The 18699-nt window shown below is 69.5% G+C and carries 20 protein-coding genes; 17 read left to right on the top strand and 3 right to left on the bottom strand.

The window, feature by feature from the left end; genetic code table 11:
* The first annotated feature begins 328 nt into the window (after positions 1–328).
* The 10 genes from ACFHYO_RS07480 to trpB all read left to right on the top strand — a co-directional run bounded on the left by ACFHYO_RS07480 (position 329) and on the right by trpB (position 9816).
* Entirely contained in the window at positions 329–2008 is a 1680-nt protein-coding gene (locus tag ACFHYO_RS07480) for a cytochrome c oxidase subunit I (RefSeq protein ID WP_394319470.1), read from the top strand.
* Positions 2009–2071: 63 nt separating this feature from the next.
* Complete coding sequence (locus tag ACFHYO_RS07475; RefSeq protein ID WP_394319468.1) at positions 2072–2524, top strand: VOC family protein; 453 nt, start codon at positions 2072–2074, stop codon at positions 2522–2524.
* Complete coding sequence (locus ACFHYO_RS07470; RefSeq protein ID WP_036700650.1) at positions 2514–3005, top strand: DUF2244 domain-containing protein; 492 nt, start codon at positions 2514–2516, stop codon at positions 3003–3005. The genes ACFHYO_RS07475 and ACFHYO_RS07470 overlap by 11 nt, the downstream gene beginning before the upstream one ends.
* 178 nt (positions 3006–3183) lie before the next feature.
* Entirely contained in the window at positions 3184–4491 is a 1308-nt protein-coding gene (locus ACFHYO_RS07465; protein ID WP_394319466.1) for an MFS transporter, read from the top strand.
* A 203-nt stretch (positions 4492–4694) separates the two neighbouring features.
* Complete coding sequence (gene rpsA / locus ACFHYO_RS07460; protein ID WP_036700651.1) at positions 4695–6374, top strand: 30S ribosomal protein S1; 1680 nt, start codon at positions 4695–4697, stop codon at positions 6372–6374.
* 199 nt (positions 6375–6573) lie between these two features.
* Positions 6574–6867 (top strand): integration host factor subunit beta, encoded by a 294-nt coding sequence (ihfB, locus tag ACFHYO_RS07455; protein WP_036731127.1) that lies wholly within the window; start codon positions 6574–6576, stop codon positions 6865–6867.
* A gap of 85 nt (positions 6868–6952) precedes the next feature.
* Positions 6953–7378 carry a lipopolysaccharide assembly protein LapA domain-containing protein gene (locus ACFHYO_RS07450; RefSeq protein ID WP_394319464.1) on the top strand — a complete coding sequence of 142 codons (426 nt, stop codon included), beginning with the start codon at positions 6953–6955 and terminating at the stop codon, positions 7376–7378.
* A gap of 36 nt (positions 7379–7414) precedes the next feature.
* Positions 7415–8086 carry a phosphoribosylanthranilate isomerase gene (locus ACFHYO_RS07445; protein ID WP_394319462.1) on the top strand — a complete coding sequence of 224 codons (672 nt, stop codon included), beginning with the start codon at positions 7415–7417 and terminating at the stop codon, positions 8084–8086.
* Positions 8083–8538: a GNAT family N-acetyltransferase gene (locus tag ACFHYO_RS07440; RefSeq protein WP_394319460.1), complete on the top strand. Its 456-nt coding sequence runs from the start codon at positions 8083–8085 to the stop codon at positions 8536–8538. Before ACFHYO_RS07445 ends, ACFHYO_RS07440 begins: the two co-directional genes overlap by 4 nt.
* A 51-nt stretch (positions 8539–8589) precedes the next feature.
* The gene (gene trpB / locus ACFHYO_RS07435) at positions 8590–9816 is read left to right on the top strand and encodes a tryptophan synthase subunit beta (protein ID WP_394319458.1); all 1227 of its coding nucleotides are present in this window, start codon (positions 8590–8592) and stop codon (positions 9814–9816) included.
* 31 nt (positions 9817–9847) lie between these two features.
* Here the strand turns inward: trpB and ACFHYO_RS07430 are convergent, their stop codons facing one another.
* From ACFHYO_RS07430 to pth, 3 genes are all read right to left on the bottom strand, one after another.
* Positions 9848–10450, bottom strand: coding sequence for a DUF4893 domain-containing protein (locus ACFHYO_RS07430; RefSeq protein WP_394319456.1), 603 nt, complete (start codon positions 10448–10450; stop codon positions 9848–9850).
* Between the two features lie 49 nt (positions 10451–10499).
* The gene (locus tag ACFHYO_RS07425; RefSeq protein WP_394319454.1) at positions 10500–10874 is read right to left on the bottom strand and encodes a DUF2237 family protein; all 375 of its coding nucleotides are present in this window, start codon (positions 10872–10874) and stop codon (positions 10500–10502) included.
* A 90-nt stretch (positions 10875–10964) separates the two neighbouring features.
* Positions 10965–11678, bottom strand: coding sequence for an aminoacyl-tRNA hydrolase (pth, locus tag ACFHYO_RS07420; protein ID WP_394319452.1), 714 nt, complete (start codon positions 11676–11678; stop codon positions 10965–10967).
* 145 nt (positions 11679–11823) lie between these two features.
* Between pth and ACFHYO_RS07415 the strand changes: the two genes are divergently transcribed.
* The 7 genes from ACFHYO_RS07415 to ACFHYO_RS07385 form a co-directional block, all read left to right on the top strand.
* On the top strand, positions 11824–12453 hold the full coding sequence (locus tag ACFHYO_RS07415; RefSeq protein ID WP_036708135.1) for an ATP-dependent Clp protease proteolytic subunit: 630 nt from the start codon (positions 11824–11826) through the stop codon (positions 12451–12453).
* A gap of 205 nt (positions 12454–12658) precedes the next feature.
* Positions 12659–13924 (top strand): ATP-dependent Clp protease ATP-binding subunit ClpX, encoded by a 1266-nt coding sequence (gene clpX / locus ACFHYO_RS07410; protein WP_036708137.1) that lies wholly within the window; start codon positions 12659–12661, stop codon positions 13922–13924.
* Between the two features lie 1312 nt (positions 13925–15236).
* Positions 15237–16133 carry a polyphosphate kinase 2 gene (gene ppk2, locus ACFHYO_RS07405; protein WP_036704723.1) on the top strand — a complete coding sequence of 299 codons (897 nt, stop codon included), beginning with the start codon at positions 15237–15239 and terminating at the stop codon, positions 16131–16133.
* Positions 16133–16441, top strand: coding sequence for a DUF1330 domain-containing protein (locus tag ACFHYO_RS07400; RefSeq protein ID WP_394319449.1), 309 nt, complete (start codon positions 16133–16135; stop codon positions 16439–16441). Before ppk2 ends, ACFHYO_RS07400 begins: the two co-directional genes overlap by 1 nt.
* A gap of 100 nt (positions 16442–16541) precedes the next feature.
* The gene (locus ACFHYO_RS07395) at positions 16542–16994 is read left to right on the top strand and encodes a tellurite resistance TerB family protein (protein ID WP_036712062.1); all 453 of its coding nucleotides are present in this window, start codon (positions 16542–16544) and stop codon (positions 16992–16994) included.
* A 73-nt stretch (positions 16995–17067) separates the two neighbouring features.
* Entirely contained in the window at positions 17068–17895 is an 828-nt protein-coding gene (locus ACFHYO_RS07390; RefSeq protein WP_394319447.1) for an ABC transporter ATP-binding protein, read from the top strand.
* Between the two features lie 26 nt (positions 17896–17921).
* The coding region (locus ACFHYO_RS07385; RefSeq protein ID WP_394319445.1) for a transporter substrate-binding domain-containing protein at positions 17922–18699 on the top strand (778 nt) is incomplete at its 3' end.

Raw genomic sequence — 18699 nt, 5'->3', positions numbered from 1 at the left:
GCCCGCGGCCCCGGCCTCGAACTGAGCCGCGGCGGGCGGGCCTCGTGTCCGCCCCACCGGCGCCTCGGCCACGCTGGCCTGGGTGACCTGACAGCGCGCCCCGGATGCAGGACGCATCGGGGGCGGTCCTCTTGCCCCCGCGCGGGCTAGCCGAGGCGCGACCTGAGCCGGATCGCCTCCCTGCCGCCCGCCGGCCGGCACCGCTGCATTTATCTGCGGCCGGCGCTGCGCGGACGCATTGCCTCACGCGAATTCGTGACCTAGAACCGGAACGGAGTCCGCCGGCCACGCCAGCCGGGCCGGGTCCGATTCTGAGGAGAGCATTCGCATGGCTGACGCCGCCGTTCACGGCCACGGTGAGCACCATGACACCCGCGGGTTCTTCACCCGCTGGTTCATGTCCACCAATCACAAGGACATCGGGGTCCTGTACCTCTTCACCGCCGGCGTCGTCGGGCTGATCTCGGTCTGCTTCACCGTCTACATGCGGATGGAGCTGCAGCATCCCGGGGTGCAGTACATGTGCCTCGAGGGGGCGCGCCTGATCCCCGCCGCGGCCGGTGAGGTCTGCACCCCGAACGGGCATCTGTGGAACGTGATGATCACCTATCACGGCGTCCTGATGATGTTCTTCGTCGTCATCCCGGCGCTGTTCGGGGGCTTCGGCAACTACTTCATGCCGCTGCACATCGGCGCGCCGGACATGGCGTTCCCGCGGCTGAACAACCTGTCCTACTGGCTCTACGTCGCCGGCGTCGCGCTCGGGGTCGCCTCGCTCCTGGCGCCGGGCGGCAACGACCAGATGGGCTCGGGCGTGGGCTGGGTGCTCTACCCGCCGCTGTCGACCACCGAGGGCGGATATTCGATGGATCTGGCGATCTTCGCCGTCCATGTCTCGGGCGCCTCGTCGATCCTGGGCGCGATCAACATCATCACCACCTTTCTGAACATGCGCGCCCCGGGCATGACGCTCTTCAAGGTGCCGCTGTTCGCCTGGTCGGTGTTCATCACCGCCTGGATGATCCTGCTGTCGCTGCCGGTGCTGGCCGGCGCCATCACCATGCTGCTGATGGATCGCAACTTCGGCACCCATTTCTTCGACCCCGCCGGCGGCGGCGACCCGGTGCTTTACCAGCATATCCTGTGGTTCTTCGGTCACCCCGAGGTCTACATGATCATCCTGCCGGGCTTCGGCGTGATCAGCCACGTCATCGCCACCTTCTCGCGCAAGCCGATCTTCGGCTATCTGCCGATGGTGCTGGCGATGGCCGCGATCGCCATCCTCGGCTTCGTGGTCTGGGCGCACCATATGTACACCGCCGGTCTGTCGCTGACCCAGCAGGCCTATTTCATGCTGGCGACGATGACGATTGCGGTGCCCACCGGCATCAAGGTGTTCTCGTGGATCGCCACGATGTGGGGCGGCTCGATCGAGTTCAAGACGCCGATGCTCTGGGCCTTCGGCTTCCTGTTCCTGTTCACCGTCGGCGGCGTGACCGGCGTGGTGCTGAGCCAGGCGCCGCTCGACCGGGTCTATCACGACACCTATTACGTCGTGGCGCACTTCCACTACGTGATGTCGCTGGGCGCGGTCTATGCGATCTTCGCCGGGGTGTATTTCTGGATCGGCAAGATGTCGGGCCGGCAGTACCCCGAGTGGGCGGGCAAGCTGCACTTCTGGGCGATGTTCATCGGCTCGAACCTGCTGTTCTTCCCGCAGCACTTCCTGGGCCGCGAGGGGATGCCGCGCCGCTACATCGACTACCCGGAGGCCTTCGGCTACTGGAACAACATCTCGTCGATCGGCGCCTATCTGTCGTTCGCCTCGTTCCTGTTCTTCATCGGCGTGGTGTTCTACACCCTCTTCGCCGGCAAGCGCGTGACCGAGAACAACTACTGGAACGAGTACGCCGACACGCTGGAGTGGACGCTGCCCTCGCCGCCGCCCGAGCACACGTTCGAGCAGCTGCCCAAGCGCGAGGACTGGGACCACGCCCGCGCCCACTGAGCGTGCGCTGAGGTTGAAGCGGCCCCGGAGCGATCCGGGGCCGTTTTTCTGTCGGAGGTGAGGATGCCCGCGCTGGTCCCAGAGCTGAGCGTGTCGGATTTCCCGGCCGCGCTCGCGTTCGATCTCAGGCTCGGCTGGACGGTCGTCCATGACCGCCCCGGGGACGAGTTCGCCCTGCTGCGGCTGGGCGAGGGGCCGGAGGCGGCCGAGGCGATGCTGGACGGTCTGCGGACCGGGCGCAACTTCGACGCCGACCTGACGGCCGCCGAGCGGCCGTTCGGGCGCGGCCTGAACCTCGAGATCAGCGTGCCCGCGCTCGCGCCCCTGCTGGCGCCGCTGGGGGATCATCCGCTGGCCCTGCCGGTCGAGGAGAAGTGGTACTGGGCCGGCGCGGTCGAGACCGGCGTGCGGCAGTCCATCGTCGCGGACCCCGACGGCTATCTGCTGCGCTTTTCGGAACCGCTGGGCACCCGACCCTGCGCGGGCCGTGCGGCGGGGGGCGGCCATGCCCTATGAGTGGCAGCCCGCCTCTGCCGAGGGCCGGCGGGTGCTGCTCTGGCGCCACCGCTCGCTGACACCCGAGGGCTTCGTCTGGGTCATGGGCGGGGCGGCGGCGGCGCTGGTGCTGCCGCTCGTCGCGGTGATCGGGCGGGCGGTGATGTGGGGGCTGCTGCCGTTCGCGGCGCTGGCGCTGTGGGGGCTGTGGCGCGGAGTGCAGCACGGCTGGCAGAACGGCGGGACGCGCGAAGAGGTGGTGCTGGAGCCCGCGCGCCTGACCGTGACCCGCCGCGATCCGGGCCGCGCCGACCGGGTGTGGCAGGCCAACCCCTACTGGGTGCGCCTCGCGCTGCGGCGGGACGGGCCGGTCGAGGACTACCTGACCTTGACCGACGGCAGCCGCGAGATCGAGCTGGGCGCCTTTCTTGACCCCGCCGAGCGGCGGGCGCTGCGGGCCGAGATCGAGGACGCGCTGGCCGAGGTGCGGGCGCCGCGCTGACGGGCCGATAACCCGGCCTTATGGTGGTGAGCCACCGGCCGAGCCGCACCCCGCGCTGCCGCCCGCGCGGCGCCTGCCGCGCCACAACAGGCTTTCGCCGCCCGCCCGGGCGTGGCAGAGAGCGTCACGCGCGCCCCGCCCCTTGCCCCAGCAGTTCGCCCGACCAGATTACCCGACCATGACCACCACCCTGCCCCGCAGCCGCGCCGACCGACGCCGCGCCGCGTTCCGCCGCAAGGGCGGGCGGGCGGCGCGGATGTTCGTGCTGCTCACGGTGCTGATCGACGCGACCGGGATGGGGCTGATCTTTCCGGTCATGCCGAACCTGCTCGAAGAGCTGACCGGCCAGAACCTCGCCGGGGCGGCGGTCTGGGGCGGGATCCTCGGGACCGCCTATTCGGCGATGCAGTTCCTGTTCGGGCCGGTGGTGGGCAATCTGTCGGACGCCTACGGGCGGCGGCCGGTGATGCTGACCGCGCTCTTCGTCATGACGATGGACTATATCCTGCTGGCGGTCGCGCACACCGTCACGCTGATCCTGATCGGGCGGATCATCGGCGGGATCATGGCCGCCACCCACGCGACCGCCGCGGCTTACATGGCCGACATCTCGACGCCCGAAGAGAAGGGCCGCAACTTCGGCCTGATCGGCGCGGCCTTCGGGGTGGGGTTCGTGCTCGGCCCGGTGATCGGCAGCCTCGCCTCGGTCATCGACCTGCGGGCGCCGTTCTGGATCGCCGGCGCGCTGGCCGCGGCGAACCTCGTCTTCGGCTGGTTCGTGCTGCCCGAGACGGTCACCCGCTCGATCCGCCGGCCGTTCTCGTGGGCGCGCGCCAACCCGCTCGCCTCGTTCGCGGCCATCGGGCGGCTGCCCGGGCTGCGCCCGCTGCTCGCGGTCTTCGCGCTCTTCAACCTCGCGGGCTATGTCTATCCGGCGGTGTGGAGCTTCTTCGGCAAGGCGCGCTTCGGCTGGGACCCGCTGCACATCGGGCTGTCGCTGGCGGCCTTCGGCATCGCCATGGCCTTCGTGCAGGGCGTGCTGGTCGGCCCGGCGATCCGCCGCTTCGGGGTCTGGCGGACGGTGATCCTGGGCTTCTCGCTCGAGATCGTGGCCTTCCTCTTCTACGGGGTGGTGGCCAACCCGGTGCTGGCGCTGGCCTTCACCCCGCTTGCCGCCATCGCCGGGCTGGGCGGGCCGGCGCTGCAGCAGATCATGTCCAACATCGCCCGCGACGACCAGCAGGGCGAGTTGCAGGGCGTGCTGTCATCGGTCGCGGCGATCGCGATGGGGATCTCGCCGCTGATCATGACGGCGATCTTTGCCTTCTTCACCCGCGAGAGCACCCCGATCTATGCGCCGGGGATGCCCTTCGTCGCCGCCGCGGCGATGATGGTGCTGGCGCTGGCGATCCTGTGGGTCTACCGCCCGCGCGGCGCCGTGGTCCCGCCGGCCGAGGCCACGGGGCGCCCCCCCGGCGCGGCCTAGCGCGGCTTGCCCCGCGCGCCCGTCTGCGCTATACGCGCGCTAGTCCCGGGCGACGGGATGGTGTGACGGGGCCACAACAGGCCGCTTGAACTCGGGTCGGGCAATTTGCCGCGACCCTTTGTCGTTGCCACGGGGCTGCCAATCACCAGACCGGCGGAGCCAACCGCCCGGCCCGCAACAACGTCAAAGGATTGATCAGCCGCATGGCAAAAGCCGCGACCATGGAGGAATTCGAAGCCCTCCTCAACGAAAGCTTCGAAATCGACACCCCGGACGAAGGTTCGGTCGTCAAGGGCAAGGTCATCGCCATCGAGGCGGGCCAGGCCATCATCGACGTCGGCTACAAGATGGAAGGCCGCGTCGATCTGAAAGAATTCGCAGCCCCCGGCGAAGAGCCCAACCTGTCGGTCGGCGACGAGGTCGAGGTCTATCTCGACCGCGTCGAGAACGCCCGGGGCGAGGCCTCGATCAGCCGCGAGAAGGCCCGCCGCGAAGAGGCGTGGGACCGGCTCGAGCAGGCCTATGCCAAGGAAGAGCGCGTCGACGGCGCCATCTTCGGCCGCGTCAAGGGCGGCTTCACCGTCGACCTCGGCGGCGCCGTGGCGTTCCTGCCCGGCTCGCAGGTGGACGTGCGTCCGGTGCGCGATGCGGGCCCGCTCATGGGTCTCAAGCAGCCGTTCCAGATCCTCAAGATGGACCGCCGCCGGGGCAACATCGTCGTCTCGCGCCGCGCGATCCTCGAGGAAAGCCGCGCCGAGCAGCGCGCCGAGGTCATCTCGAACCTGCACGAGGGGCAGGTCGTGGACGGCGTGGTCAAGAACATCACCGAATACGGGGCCTTCGTGGACCTGGGCGGTGTGGACGGCCTGCTGCACGTCACCGACATGGCCTGGCGCCGCGTCAACCACCCGTCCGAGATCCTGTCGATCGGCGAGACCGTCAAGGTCCAGGTCGTCAAGATCAACAAGGAAACCCACCGCATCAGCCTGGGCATGAAGCAGCTTCAGTCCGATCCGTGGGATACGGTGGCCGAGAAGTTCCCGATCGGCTCGGTCCACAAGGGCCGCGTGACCAACATCACCGACTACGGCGCCTTCGTCGAGCTGGAAGCCGGGATCGAGGGTCTCGTCCACGTCTCGGAAATGAGCTGGACCAAGAAGAACGTGCACCCCGGCAAGATCGTCTCGACCTCGCAGGAGGTGGACGTCATGGTGCTGGAGATCGACGAGCAGAAGCGCCGCGTGTCGCTGGGTCTCAAGCAGACCATGCGCAACCCGTGGGAAGTGTTCGCCGAAACCCACCCGGCCGGCACCCAGATCGAGGGCGAGGTCAAGAACATCACCGAGTTCGGTCTGTTCGTGGGCCTCGACGGCGACATCGACGGCATGGTGCACCTGTCGGACCTGTCGTGGGACCAGCGCGGCGAGGATGCGATCCAGAACTACCGCAAGGGCGACGTCGTCCGGGCCGTGGTGCAGGAGGTCGACACCGACAAGGAGCGCATCAGCCTGTCGATCAAGGCGCTCGAGAACGACACCATGACCGAGGCCGTGGACGGCGTGAAGCGCGGTTCGGTCGTGTCGGTCACGGTGACGGCGATCGAGGACGGCGGGATCGAGGTGGAGTACAACGGCGTCAAGTCGTTCATCCGCCGTTCGGATCTGGCCCGCGACCGTCAGGACCAGCGCCCCGAGCGCTTCTCGGTCGGTGATACGGTCGACGCCCGCGTGACCAACATCGACACCAAGACCCGTCGTCTGGGCCTGTCGATCAAGGCGCGCGAGATCGCCGAAGAGAAAGAGGCCGTCGAGCAGTATGGCTCGTCCGATTCGGGCGCGTCGCTGGGCGACATCCTCGGCGCGGCGCTGAAGTCGCGCGGCTGAGCCGAGGCTCGGACGGAAGACACCGGCCGCCCCCGCCTCGCGTGGGGGCGGCCATTTCATGTGCAGCGGCAGCGGGTTGCGCGAAACCTCTGCAACCTTTAGCCGAGACGCGGCGTTGGGCGACAAGTCTCGGCGCCGGTCCATGGTGCAGCTCATGGACCCTCGCCCCCCAGTTCCAGGCATGACGGGTTTTGCAACGATGATACGGTCCGAACTGATCCAGAAGATCGCCGACGAGAACCCGCATCTGGTCCGGCGCGACGTCGAACGGATCGTGGCCACCGTCTTTGACGAGATCACCGGGGCGATGGCCCGCGGCGACCGGGTCGAGCTGCGCGGCTTCGGCGCGTTCTCGGTCAAGAAGCGCGACGCCCGCATGGGCCGCAACCCGCGCACCGGCGAGGCGGTCGAGGTCGAGCAGAAGCACGTCCCGTTCTTCAAGACCGGCAAGCTGCTGCGGGATCGGCTGAACGGGCTGGACAGCGACGGCTGAGCGCGGCAAGTCCTGTCGGATCAGCTCTTGGGCGCCCGCGCGGCGCGATGCGCGTCCGGGGCCGGAATGAATCGGAGAGTTCGGGATGCGCTATCTTCGCATGATCTTTGTCGCGGTGCTGGCGTTGGCGCTGCTGACGGTGGCGCTGGCCAACCGCCAGCTGGTGACGGTCGGGCTGTTCCCGGGCCAGCTCGATGCCTATTTCGGCGGCGGCTGGGCGGCGCGGATGCCGCTGTTCCTTGTCATCCTGCTGTCGCTGCTGATCGGGATGCTGCTCGGGCTGGTGTGGGAATGGATGCGCGAGGCGCATCTGCGCCAGGAATCGGCGCGCCGCGCGCATGAGCTGACCCGGCTCGAGCGCGAGGTGGGCGGGCTGCGCACCACCCACGCCGCCCCGCGCGACGAGGTGCTGGCGATTCTGGATGCGCCGCGCCGTTTGGTCGGGACCGCTGCGGCGCCGACCGCCACGACCCCCGTCACCCCCAATGCGCCGGCGCTGGTCCGGCGCTGAGGGCGTGACCCGCAACGACCCTGCAGTCCGCGCCCGATGAGCGCCGCCGTCAAGATCTGCGGCCTGACCCGCGCCGAGGATGCCGCCGCCGCCGCCGCGGCGGGGGCGCGCTTCGGGGGCCTCGTGTTCTTCCCCCGCTCGCCGCGTCATCTCGATGTGCCGCGCGCTGCCGCCCTCGCCCGCGCCATGCCCGAGGAACTGGCGCGCGTGGGGCTGTTCGTGGACCCCTCGGATGAGGCGCTTGCGGCGGTGCTGGCCGAGGTGCCGCTCGACATCGTGCAACTGCACGGGGGCGAGACCCCGGCGCGGGTGGCCGAGGTGCGGGCGCGCACCGGGCTGCCGGTGATGAAGGCGGTGGGGATCGCGGCGCCCGCCGATCTGGACCGGCTCTGGGATTACGGGCTGGTGGCTGACCTGCTGCTGGTCGATGCCAAGCCCGCGCCGGGGGCAGCGCTGCCGGGCGGCAACGGGCTTGCCTTCGACTGGCGGCTGCTGGTCGGGCGGCGGTTCCTCAAGCCGTGGATGCTGGCCGGCGGGCTGACGCCGGACAACGTGGCCGAGGCGATCCGCCTGACGGGCGCGCCGGCCGTGGACGTCTCGTCCGGGGTCGAGAGCGCGCCCGGCGTCAAGGACGCGGACCTGATACGCGCCTTTGCCCGCGCCGCCGGGGCGGATGCGGCGGCCGAGGCCGGCGCCGGGTCTCCATGACCCCTGTCCCGCCCGTGTGGCGCGAGGCCACCCGCGCCGATGTCGCGGCTGTGGTGGCGCTGCTCGCCGACGACGTGTTCGGACGCGGGCGCGAGGGCACCGACCTCACCCCCTATCTCGCCGCCTTCGACGCCATGCAGCGCGAGGGCGACAACCGCCTGATCGTCGCCGAGGCCGAGGGCCGCGTAGTCGCCTGCTACCAGATCACGCTGATCAGCGGGCTGTCGCTCTCGGCCGCGCGGCGGGCGCAGATCGAGGGGGTCCGCGTCGCCGCCGAACGCCGCGGCAGGGGCCTCGGCGCGGCGCTGATCGCGGATGCCGAGGCGCGGGCGCGCGCCGGGGGTGCGACGCTCCTGCAGTTCACCACCAACGCCGCGCGGACGGATGCGCAGCGCTTCTACCAGCGGCTCGGGTTTACGCCCTCGCACATCGGATTTAAGAAGACCCTCTAGCCCCGCGCCCCTCTGCCCCTTGGCGCGCGGCCCAGCCAGGAGAGCGCGCGCATGGCCCAGGATCTCGTCAACAGCTTCATGTCGGGCCCCGACGAACAGGGCCGCTTCGGCATCTTCGGCGGCCGCTTCGTCAGCGAGACGCTGATGCCGGTGATCCTCGACCTTGAGGCGGAATACGGCCGGGCCCGCAACGACCCGGCCTTCGCCGCCGAGATGGACGATTTGTGGCGCAACTATGTCGGCCGTCCCTCGCCGCTCTATCGCGCCGACCGGCTGACCGAGCGGTTGGGCGGCGCCACGGTCTATCTCAAGCGCGAAGAGCTGAACCACACCGGCAGCCACAAGATCAACAACGTGCTGGGGCAGATCCTGCTCGCCCGCCGGATGGGCAAGACCCGGATCATCGCCGAGACCGGCGCCGGCCAGCACGGGGTGGCGACGGCCACCGTCTGCGCCAAGTTCGGGCTGAAATGCGTCGTCTACATGGGCGCCCACGACGTCGAGCGCCAGCAGCCCAACGTGTTCCGCATGAAGCTTCTGGGCGCCGAGGTGGTGCCGGTGCGCTCGGGGCGCGGGACGCTCAAGGACGCGATGAACGACGCGCTGCGCGACTGGGTGACGAACGTGCGCGACACCTTCTACTGCATCGGCACGGTGGCGGGGCCGCACCCCTATCCGGGCATGGTGCGGGATTTCCAGACCGTCATCGGCCGCGAGACGAAGGCGCAGGTGATGGAGGCCGAGGGACGCCTGCCCGACACGGTGATCGCCGCAATCGGCGGCGGGTCGAACGCGATGGGGCTCTTCCACCCCTTCCTCGACGACCGCGAGGTGCGGATCATCGGGGTCGAGGCCGGCGGCAAGGGCGTGGACGAGACGATGCAGCACTGCGCCAGCCTCACCGGCGGGCGGCCCGGCGTGCTGCACGGCAACCGCACGTATCTGTTGCAGGACGACGAGGGGCAGATCCTCGAGGGGCACTCGATCTCGGCCGGGCTCGACTATCCGGGCATCGGCCCCGAGCACGCGTGGCTGAGGGACATGGGCCGGGCCGAATATGTGAGCGTCACCGACAGCGAGGCGCTGGCGGCCTTTACCCAGCTTTGCGAGACGGAAGGGATCATCCCGGCGCTCGAGCCCGCCCACGCGCTGGCCCATGTGGCCAAGATCGCGCCCGAGCTGCCGCGCGAGCACCTGATCGTGGTCAACCTCTCGGGGCGCGGCGACAAGGACATCTTCACCGTCGCCCGTCACCTGGGCGTGGCGATCGAGGGCTGAGCCTCGGTCGCCCGCCGTTGCCGGTGTCCCGTCAGCGGGTGAGCGTGAGGACGTTCAGCACCGACTCGCGGTAGGGCAGCGGAAAGAGGATGCGCGCCCGGTCGGCGTCGATCGGCTCGAGCACGCCCACATCGGGCAGCGTCTCGGTGCCCTGGGTGTCCATGTCGTCGGGGAAGTCGGCATAGGGGCGCGGCGCCTCGCCCGCGACGAAGGTCGAGCCGAGGTAGACCCAGACACCGCCGTCATGGTGCAGCGTGCCGCTCGTGCGCTGCGAGCCGGTCAGCTTCTCGAAGCGCAGCGCGGTGCCGTCGCGGGTGATGGCGCAGCGGAAGGGCGGATAGCTGACCGACGCCTGCAACCCGCCGATCTTGGTCATCCGGCAGGACCAGTCGCCGATGAGCGCCTCGGGCGTGGCAGCCAGCGCCGCGCTGCGCAGCGTGTCGGCCGCGTCGGCCGCCTGGGCGGCGCTGCCCTGCCCCAGCGCCTGGCGCAGCGCCGCCCCGGTCGCGCGGTCGAGCGCCTCGAGCCGGGCGGCATCCTCGGGGCGGATCCGGGTGCCGTCGGCCAGCGGGTCGGCGGCCGTGGCGGTCAGCGGAAGCAGCGAGAGCACTGCGGCAAGGGCGAGGCGGGTCATGGCGATCTCCTTGTCGGTCAAGGGCTTGGGCGGCAGAGTTGAGCCGCCGTCAGCGGTCCCGCTCAACCGCATGGGCGCGCAGCAGTTCCAGCGGCACGACGTCGGTCGCGCGGATGTGGGTGGCCTCGAGCACCACCTGCGGGGCGGCATATTCCTGCGCCGCCTGCAGGAACCGCGCGGCGCAGAGGCACCAGCGGTCGCCGGGCTTGAGGCCGGGAAAGCGGTACTCGGGCCGCGGGGTCGAAAGGTCGTTGCCGAGGTATTTCGAGAGCGCCAGGAACTCGGCCGTGACGATCACGCAGACGGTGTGGCTGCCCGCGTCCTCGCGCCCCGTGTCGCAGCAGCCGTTGCGATAGAAGCCGGTGAGCGGGTCGGTCGAGCACGGCTCGAGCCGCGTGCCGAGGACGTTGCGCGAAGGCTCCATCGTCTGTCCTTTCCGGTGAGGGCGGCGCGGGTTGCGGCGGCCGGACCGGGGCGCTGCCCCGGACCCCGGGATATTGGCGCAGGGAAGCGTTCAGCGAAAGCGATCTGTGAGGGCGCGCAGCCGGCTGGCGAGGTCGGGCTCGGGCTCCGGCGAAGGCGGCGCGGCGGGGGATGCGGCGGGGGCTGCGGCGGGCGCAGACGCAGGCGCCGGCGCAGGGCGGGTGCCGCTGTTGCGCGGCGGCGAGGTGCGGGCGGCGACGGCGTTCTGGAACCGGGCGCCGTCGCCTGCGGCCAGCGCCGGCGCGCCGTCCGAGATCCCGCGCAGCAGGTCGTCGAGCATCGCCTCTTCGGCCTTGGCGAAGTCCGAGAGCACGTAGCCCGCGACCCGGTCCTTGTGGCCGGGGTGGCCGATGCCGATGCGGACGCGGCCATAGGCCTCGCCGATGTGCTGGTGGATCGAGCGCAGCCCGTTGTGGCCGGCGTGCCCGCCGCCCTGCTTGACCCGCACCCGCCCCGGGGCGAGGTCCAGCTCGTCGTGCAGCACGACGACCTCGCCCGGGGTGAGCCTGAGGTAGCGCATCGCCTCGCCCACCGCCTGGCCCGAGAGGTTCATGAAGCCCTGCGGCTTGAGCAGCGTGACCCGCGCCTCACCCAGTCGCCCCTCGGCCGTCAGCGCCTGGAAGCGCGACTTCCACGGCGAGAATCCGTGATCGGCGGCGATCCGGTCCAGCGCCATGAAGCCGACATTGTGGCGGTTGCCCGCATATTTCGCGCCCGGATTGCCCAGGCCTACCATCAGCAGCATCACGGAAATCCCCGGTCCCTTGCGGCGGACGTTGCCCGTAACTAAGACTCTGTCAACCTTTCGCCCCTATGAAAGGTCCCTCAGGGCCGGGACCAGCGGCGATTCGAGACACACATCAGGCAACGGCAGGGACGACAGGCGCGAGATGCACGATCCGGCAGAATTCTACATGAACACGCTCGTCCCGATGGTGGTCGAACAGACGTCGCGCGGCGAGCGCGCCTACGACATCTTCTCGCGCCTGCTGAAAGAGCGGATCATCTTTCTGTCGGGGCCGGTGCATGACGGGATGGCGACGCTCGCCTGCGCGCAGCTTCTGTTCCTCGAGGCCGAGAACCCGAACAAGGACATCTCGATGTATATCAACAGCCCCGGCGGGTACGTGACCGCGGGGCTCTCGATCTACGACACGATGCAGTACATCCGGCCGCGGATCTCGACGCTGGTGATCGGCCAGGCGGCGTCGATGGGCTCGCTGCTGCTCGCCGCGGGCGAGAAGGGGCAGCGCTTCTCGCTGCCCAACAGCCGGATCATGGTCCACCAGCCCTCGGGCGGGTTCCAGGGCACGGCCTCGGATATCCTGATCCATGCGCAGGAGACGTCGAAGCTGAAGCAGCGGCTGAACGAGATCTACGTCAAGCACACCGGCCGGACGCTGGAAGAGGTCGAGGCGGCGCTCGAGCGCGACCGGTTCATGTCGCCGGAAGAGGCGAAGGACTGGGGCCTGATCGACGACATCCTGGCCGACCGCGGCAAGGCGGTGCCGGAGACGTGAGGTCCCGCGGCCGGGCGCGCCGCGCGGTGCGACCGGTCGATTGCGACGGAAATGCGGGATTGTGACCGCCGCGCGGGCTGCCTAACATGGGCGGACGCATCCGGACCGGGCGTTGGGCGCAGCCCGCGGGCCCGGCGAGGGGACGGCTAGACGACGAACCCCGGGGCCACGGCCGCAGGGCATCTGACGAACGAGGACGACGACGATGGCCAACCAGCCCGGCGGTGACAGCAAGAACACGCTCTACTGCAGCTTCTGCGGCAAGAGCCAGCACGAGGTCCGCAAGCTCATTGCGGGCCCGACCGTGTTCATCTGCGACGAATGCGTCGAGCTGTGCATGGACATCATCCGCGAGGAGACGAAGTCCTCGGGGCTCAAGTCGGGCGACGGGGTGCCGACCCCGCGCGAGATCATGGCGGTGCTCGACGACTACGTGATCGGGCAGGAGCACGCCAAGCGCGTGCTCGCGGTGGCCGTGCACAACCACTACAAGCGGCTGAACCACTCGTCGAAGACCGACATCGAGCTGGCGAAGTCGAACATCCTGCTGATCGGCCCGACCGGCTGCGGCAAGACGCTGCTGGCGCAGACGCTGGCACGGATCTTGGACGTGCCGTTCACCATGGCGGATGCGACCACGCTGACCGAAGCCGGCTATGTGGGCGAGGATGTCGAGAACATCATCCTCAAGCTGCTGCAGGCGTCGGAATACAACGTCGAGCGGGCGCAGCGCGGCATCGTCTACATCGACGAGGTCGACAAGATCACCCGCAAGTCCGACAACCCCTCGATCACCCGCGACGTCTCGGGCGAGGGGGTGCAGCAGGCGCTGTTGAAGATCATGGAGGGGACGGTCGCCTCGGTGCCCCCGCAGGGCGGCCGCAAGCATCCGCAGCAGGAGTTCCTGCAGGTCGACACCACCAACATCCTGTTCATCTGCGGCGGCGCGTTCGCCGGGCTCGACCGGATCATCGCGCAGCGCAACAAGGGTACTGCGATCGGTTTTGGCGCCTCGGTCAAGGACAATGATGAGCGCGGGGTGGGCGAGCTCTTCAAGCAGCTCGAGCCCGAGGACCTGCTCAAGTTCGGGCTGATCCCCGAGTTCGTGGGCCGCCTGCCGGTGATCGCCACGCTGACCGACCTCGACGAGGAGGCGCTGATCACCATCCTGACCGCGCCCAAGAACGCGCTGGTCAAGCAGTACCAGCGGCTCTTCGACCTCGAGGACGTGAAGCTGACCTTCACCGACGACGCCCTCAAGGCGATCGCGCGGCGGGCGATCAAGCGCAAGACCGGCGCCCGCGGCCTGCGCTCGATCATGGAGGACATCCTGCTCGACTCGATGTTCGAGCTGCCGGGTCTGGGCAGCGTGACCGAGGTGGTGGTGAACGAGGAGGCGGTGGACAACCCCGCCGCCAAGCCGCTGCAGATCCACGCCGAGCCGAAGAAGGAGCCTGCCGCCGCGGGGTAAGGCGGGGGTCTGGGTCTGGTGTCGATCGGGGGCGCCCTGCCACGGTGAGTGGGGGGCGCCTCTTGCTTGGCGCTGGCGCCTCTTTCCTTTTGCCGGCGCCTCTTTCGTTTCGGTGGCGCCTCTTGCGTTTCGACTGCTCGCTACGAGGCTATCGCGCCGCATTGGGCGACCGCGGCAAGCATCGCGGTGGGGAGTGGGCCCCGATGGACCGGTGGCGCCGGTCGCGGCGACCAAAATGGGAGAACGCGCGCGAACGCTTGGCCGGTGTCATACCGTGGGACAGCCTGCTCGACCCGATGGTCGAGTTGCCGGCGGGGGGCATCGTGACTGATCTGGTGGTGAACTAGGAAGCAGTGGTTAACCCTAACTCAAGCCGCTGCAGATCCACGCCAAGCCGAAGAAAGATCCGGCCGCCGCGGAGTTAGCGGCGCTAAGGCGGCGACCTGCCTAGGTGCCAGGCCGGAGCTGAGCAGCGTGACCGAGGTGGCGGTCAACGAGGAGGCGGTGGACAACCCCGCCGCCAAGCCGCTGCACATACACGCCGAGCCGAAGAAGGACCCGGCCGGGGCGGGCTGGCGCTGCCGGGCTGGGTTGGTGCTTAGCCGGGCGTCCTACCACGGTGAGTGGGGAGCCTCTCGCGTTTCGGCGTCTTGCTACGGGACTGTCGCCGCATTTAAGGTGATGGCGGCAAGCATCGCGGCGGGTGGGTCGGCCCACGCGGTCGGCGGCTCCAATCGCGGCAACCGACCATCGCCGGCCGCAAGCGAACGCTTGTCCGATGTCAGTCCGTGGGAGGGTCTTCCCGAGCCACGAACCGGATCACCTCGGTGAGTTGATGCGGATGTCGCTGCCCGCGGCTTGGCGCGGATGGGATGCCCTCAGCGTCCCGGCGATTGACCGTGCGACCATGTATTATCCGGCACTCCGCGTGTTGTCGGCCTTGCTGACGAAGGCGGGCCGCTCGCCGGATGGCTCATGTTCTGGGCAGCCCGGTCCAGTGTTAAAAGTATCCGGCGCCACTTGCGTGTGCCGTGCCCCTCGGCGTGCCCCCGTGCCGAGATGCTCCCGGCGGAGGTCGACCGTTGCGCCTCTCGACACCGGAAAGAGCCCCAGCATTCTTCCTGAAGATTTCGGCTTTGCCCGCTGCCCGACGCCAACCCATCGCCACCACCCGGCCCCCCCACTCCCGCGCGGCAAAATGCCGCCCCGCGCCTCGCCCGCGCCAGTGGCGCCGCCCCGCGCCGCCCGGTTGCGCCGCCGGCGAAAGCTTCGCATGATCCGGCCAACTGCCGCGCCATGACAGGGACCGACGATGACCACCGATTTCGACATGCTCGCCATCGACGAAGGCCTCGACGAGGATTTCGAGCTCGACCTTGAGGACGCGATGCTGCCCCGGCAGATCGCCGCCGCCTACAAGGAGATGCATCCGAACCCCCTGCCCCGCCAGATCTACTACACCGAGCTGCTGCGCCTGCAGTCCGAGCTGATCAAGCTGCAGGACTGGGTCAGCCACTCGAAGGAAAAGGTCGTCGTGCTCTTCGAGGGCCGCGACAGCGCCGGCAAGGGCGGCGTGATCAAGCGCATCACCCAGCGGCTGAACCCGCGCGTGGTGCGCACGGTGGCGCTGCCGGCGCCCTCGGACCGCGAGAAGACCCAGTGGTACTTCCAGCGCTACGTCCCGCACCTGCCGGCGGGGGGCGAGATCGTGCTCTTCGACCGCAGCTGGTACAACCGCGCCGGCGTCGAGCGGGTCATGGGTTTCGCCGACGAGCCGCAGGTAGAGCAGTTCTTCCAGGACGTCCCGGAGTTCGAGCGGATGCTCGTCCGCTCGGGCATCCGGCTGGTGAAATACTGGTTCTCGATCACCGACGAGGAACAGCAGATGCGCTTCCTCATGCGCATCCACGACCCGCTCAAGCAGTGGAAGCTGTCGCCGATGGACCTGCAGTCCCGGGTGCGCTGGGAATCCTACACCAAGGCCAAGGAGGAGATGCTCGAGCGTACCTCGATCCCCGAGGCGCCGTGGTACATCGTCCCGGGCAACGACAAGAAGCGCGCGCGGCTCAACTGCATCAGCCACCTGCTGGGGCTGATCCCCTATACCGACATCGCGCATGAGCCGATCAGCCTGCCGGACCGGGTGTTCAACCCGGATTACGAGCGCGACACGCTGCCGCGCGAGCTCTACGTGCCCGAGAAATACTGATGCCCAAAGCCTACTGGGTCGCCCACGTCACCGTCGATGACCCGCAGGGGTATGAGGCCTACCGGGCCGCCAACGGCGCGGCCTTTGCCCGCTTCGGCGGCCGGTTCCTCGTCCGCGGCGGGCCGCAGTCGGTGGTCGAGGGCACGGCGCGCCCGCGCACGGTGGTGATCGAGTTCGCCAGCCGCGCCGACGCCGAGGCCTGTTATGCGAGCGCCGAGTATCAGGCGGCGCTCGCCCTGCGCCGCCCGTGCAGCCAGGCGGACGTGGTGATCGTGGACGGCTGGGACGATCCCGCCGCGGGCGCCTGACGCAGGTTCCGCGCGCCCGTCCCGCGTCGCGCCGCGGGCGGTTGAAGCCGTTGACCTTCATCATGTTGCAACCGCCGCGGACGCGTTGGATACTCGGCCCATGTTCAGGAATCTGCTGCCACGGCTGTTTGGTGAGACGCCGCCCGAGACCGGGCTTTCGGCGGATGACGCCGAAATGGCCGTCGCGGCGCTGCTGGTGCGGATCGCGCGGGCCGACAACCACTACACGCAGGCGGAAAAGGCCCGGATCGACGCGCTGCTCGGGCGACGGCAGGGGCTGACGCCGGCGCTCGCCTCGGACCGGCGGGCGGCGGCCGAGATGCTCGAGGCCGAGGCCCCCGACACCGTCCGCTTCACCCGCGCGGTGAAGGAGCGGATCCCGCTCGACCAGCGCCGCTCGGTCATCGCCGCGATGTGGTCGGTGGCGCTGACCGACGGGCCGCGCGGCGCGGCCGAGGAATCCGCGATCCGGTTGGCGGCGAGCCTTCTGGGCGTCAACGATGTGGACAGCGCGCTGGCCCGCCAGTCGGTCGAGGGCGGAGGCCTGAGCTGACCGCCCGAGGCGCGTCCGGCACGGCCACGAACCCGTTGCATTTCATCCCGGCTTTGCGCCAGATGGGCGGATCATGACGCCCGCCATTCCCTCGCCATCCCCCGCCCCACCCGGCACCGCCCCCGCTGCCGATGCGGCGCCGGTCATCCGCATCAACGGGCTGCACAAGGCCTATGGCGCGCTCGAGGTGCTGAAGGGCGTCGACCTGACCGCGCCGCGCGGCCATGTGGTCACGCTCATCGGCTCGTCGGGGTCGGGGAAATCGACGTTGCTGCGCTGCTGCAACCTGCTTGAGATCAGCCAGCGCGGCGAGATCGTGATCGAGGGTGAGCCGGTGCGCTGGACCAGCGACGGCCCCGCCCGCCAGCCCGCCGACCGGGCGCAGGTGCGCCGGCTGCGCACCAACCTCGCGATGGTGTTCCAGCAGTTCAACCTGTGGTCCCATCTCAGCGTCCTGCAGAACGTGATGGAGGCGCCGGTGACGGTGCTGGGCCAGCGCCCGGCCGAGGTCGAGGCGCGGGCGCGTTCGCTGCTCGATAAGGTGGGGATCGGCGACAAGGCCGAGGCGTGGCCCGCGCAGCTTTCGGGCGGCCAGCAGCAGCGCGCCGCCATCGCCCGCGCGCTCTGCATGGAGCCGCGCGCGCTGCTCTTCGACGAACCGACCAGCGCGCTCGACCCCGAGCTGCAGCAGGAGGTGGTGAAGGTCATCAAGGACCTCGCCGCCGAGCACCGGACGATGATCCTCGTGACCCACGACATGCGGCTGGCGGCGGACGTGAGCGACCACGTCCTCTTCCTGCACAAGGGCCGGGTCGAGGAAGAGGGCCCGCCCGAACAGGTTTTCCGCGCACCCCGGACGGACCGGCTGCGCCAATTCCTCAGCGCGACCATGGCCGCCTGAGACAACACGACCGACAGGAGAGAGTGATGAAGAAACTGATGCTTGCCGGGGCCGTGCTGGCCCTGACCGCTGGGATGGGCATGGCCGAGAACCTGCGGATGGGGACCGAGGGCGCCTATCCTCCCTACAACTTCGTCAACGACAAGGGCCAGCTCGACGGGTTCGAGATCGAGCTCGGCAACGCGCTGTGCGAAAAGATCGACGCCCAGTGCACCTGGGTCAAGAACGACTGGGATTCGATCATCCCGAACCTGGTGGCGTCGAACTATGACACCATCATGGCCGGCATGAACATCACCGACGAGCGCAAGAAGTCGATCGCCTTCTCGGAAGCCTACACCCCGCCGCCGCCCTCGGCCTATCTCGCCAAGACCGCCGATGCCGACATCAACGGCACCGTCTCGGCGCAGACCAACACCATCCAGGCCGCCCACGTGGCCGAGACCGGCGCCACGCTGGTCGAGTTCGCCACCGGCGAGGAGACCATCGCCGCGGTCCGCAACGGCGAGGCCGACGCGGTCTTCGCCGACAAGGACTTCCTTGCCCCGTTCATGAAGGATTCGAACGGCGAGCTGGTGTGGGTCACCGGCCAGGACAACGTTTCGCTGGGCGAAGGCATCGGCATCGGGATGCGCCAGTCCGACACCGAGCTGAAGGCGCGGTTCGACAAGGCCATCGAGGAGATGAAGGCCGACGGCAGCCTCGACGCGCTGATCGGCAAGTGGTTTGGCCCCGAGGCCAAGACCTTTGCCGCCGAGGCGAAGCCGGCCGCGGCAGCCCCGGCGGCGGCGCCGGCGGCGGCAG

The sequence above is a fragment of the Paracoccus panacisoli genome (assembly GCF_042435015.1).
GTDB lineage: Bacteria > Pseudomonadota > Alphaproteobacteria > Rhodobacterales > Rhodobacteraceae > Paracoccus > Paracoccus panacisoli.
This window is presented reverse-complemented; position numbering and strand designations above follow the sequence as displayed.

Coding starts and splice junctions, on each gene's coding strand:
- ACFHYO_RS07445 (WP_394319462.1), top strand. CDS start 7,415: ATGAGCGCCGCCGTCAAGATCTGCGGCCTGACCCGCGCCGAGGATGCC.
- ACFHYO_RS07400 (WP_394319449.1), top strand. CDS start 16,133: ATGCCCAAAGCCTACTGGGTCGCCCACGTCACCGTCGATGACCCGCAG.
- ppk2 (WP_036704723.1), top strand. CDS start 15,237: ATGACCACCGATTTCGACATGCTCGCCATCGACGAAGGCCTCGACGAG.
- trpB (WP_394319458.1), top strand. CDS start 8,590: ATGGCCCAGGATCTCGTCAACAGCTTCATGTCGGGCCCCGACGAACAG.
- ACFHYO_RS07450 (WP_394319464.1), top strand. CDS start 6,953: ATGCGCTATCTTCGCATGATCTTTGTCGCGGTGCTGGCGTTGGCGCTG.
- ACFHYO_RS07415 (WP_036708135.1), top strand. CDS start 11,824: ATGCACGATCCGGCAGAATTCTACATGAACACGCTCGTCCCGATGGTG.
- ACFHYO_RS07465 (WP_394319466.1), top strand. CDS start 3,184: ATGACCACCACCCTGCCCCGCAGCCGCGCCGACCGACGCCGCGCCGCG.
- ACFHYO_RS07390 (WP_394319447.1), top strand. CDS start 17,068: ATGACGCCCGCCATTCCCTCGCCATCCCCCGCCCCACCCGGCACCGCC.
- ACFHYO_RS07425 (WP_394319454.1), bottom strand. CDS start 10,874: ATGGAGCCTTCGCGCAACGTCCTCGGCACGCGGCTCGAGCCGTGCTCG.
- ACFHYO_RS07430 (WP_394319456.1), bottom strand. CDS start 10,450: ATGACCCGCCTCGCCCTTGCCGCAGTGCTCTCGCTGCTTCCGCTGACC.
- ihfB (WP_036731127.1), top strand. CDS start 6,574: ATGATACGGTCCGAACTGATCCAGAAGATCGCCGACGAGAACCCGCAT.
- clpX (WP_036708137.1), top strand. CDS start 12,659: ATGGCCAACCAGCCCGGCGGTGACAGCAAGAACACGCTCTACTGCAGC.
- ACFHYO_RS07480 (WP_394319470.1), top strand. CDS start 329: ATGGCTGACGCCGCCGTTCACGGCCACGGTGAGCACCATGACACCCGC.
- rpsA (WP_036700651.1), top strand. CDS start 4,695: ATGGCAAAAGCCGCGACCATGGAGGAATTCGAAGCCCTCCTCAACGAA.
- ACFHYO_RS07440 (WP_394319460.1), top strand. CDS start 8,083: ATGACCCCTGTCCCGCCCGTGTGGCGCGAGGCCACCCGCGCCGATGTC.
- pth (WP_394319452.1), bottom strand. CDS start 11,678: ATGCTGCTGATGGTAGGCCTGGGCAATCCGGGCGCGAAATATGCGGGC.
- ACFHYO_RS07475 (WP_394319468.1), top strand. CDS start 2,072: ATGCCCGCGCTGGTCCCAGAGCTGAGCGTGTCGGATTTCCCGGCCGCG.
- ACFHYO_RS07470 (WP_036700650.1), top strand. CDS start 2,514: ATGCCCTATGAGTGGCAGCCCGCCTCTGCCGAGGGCCGGCGGGTGCTG.
- ACFHYO_RS07395 (WP_036712062.1), top strand. CDS start 16,542: ATGTTCAGGAATCTGCTGCCACGGCTGTTTGGTGAGACGCCGCCCGAG.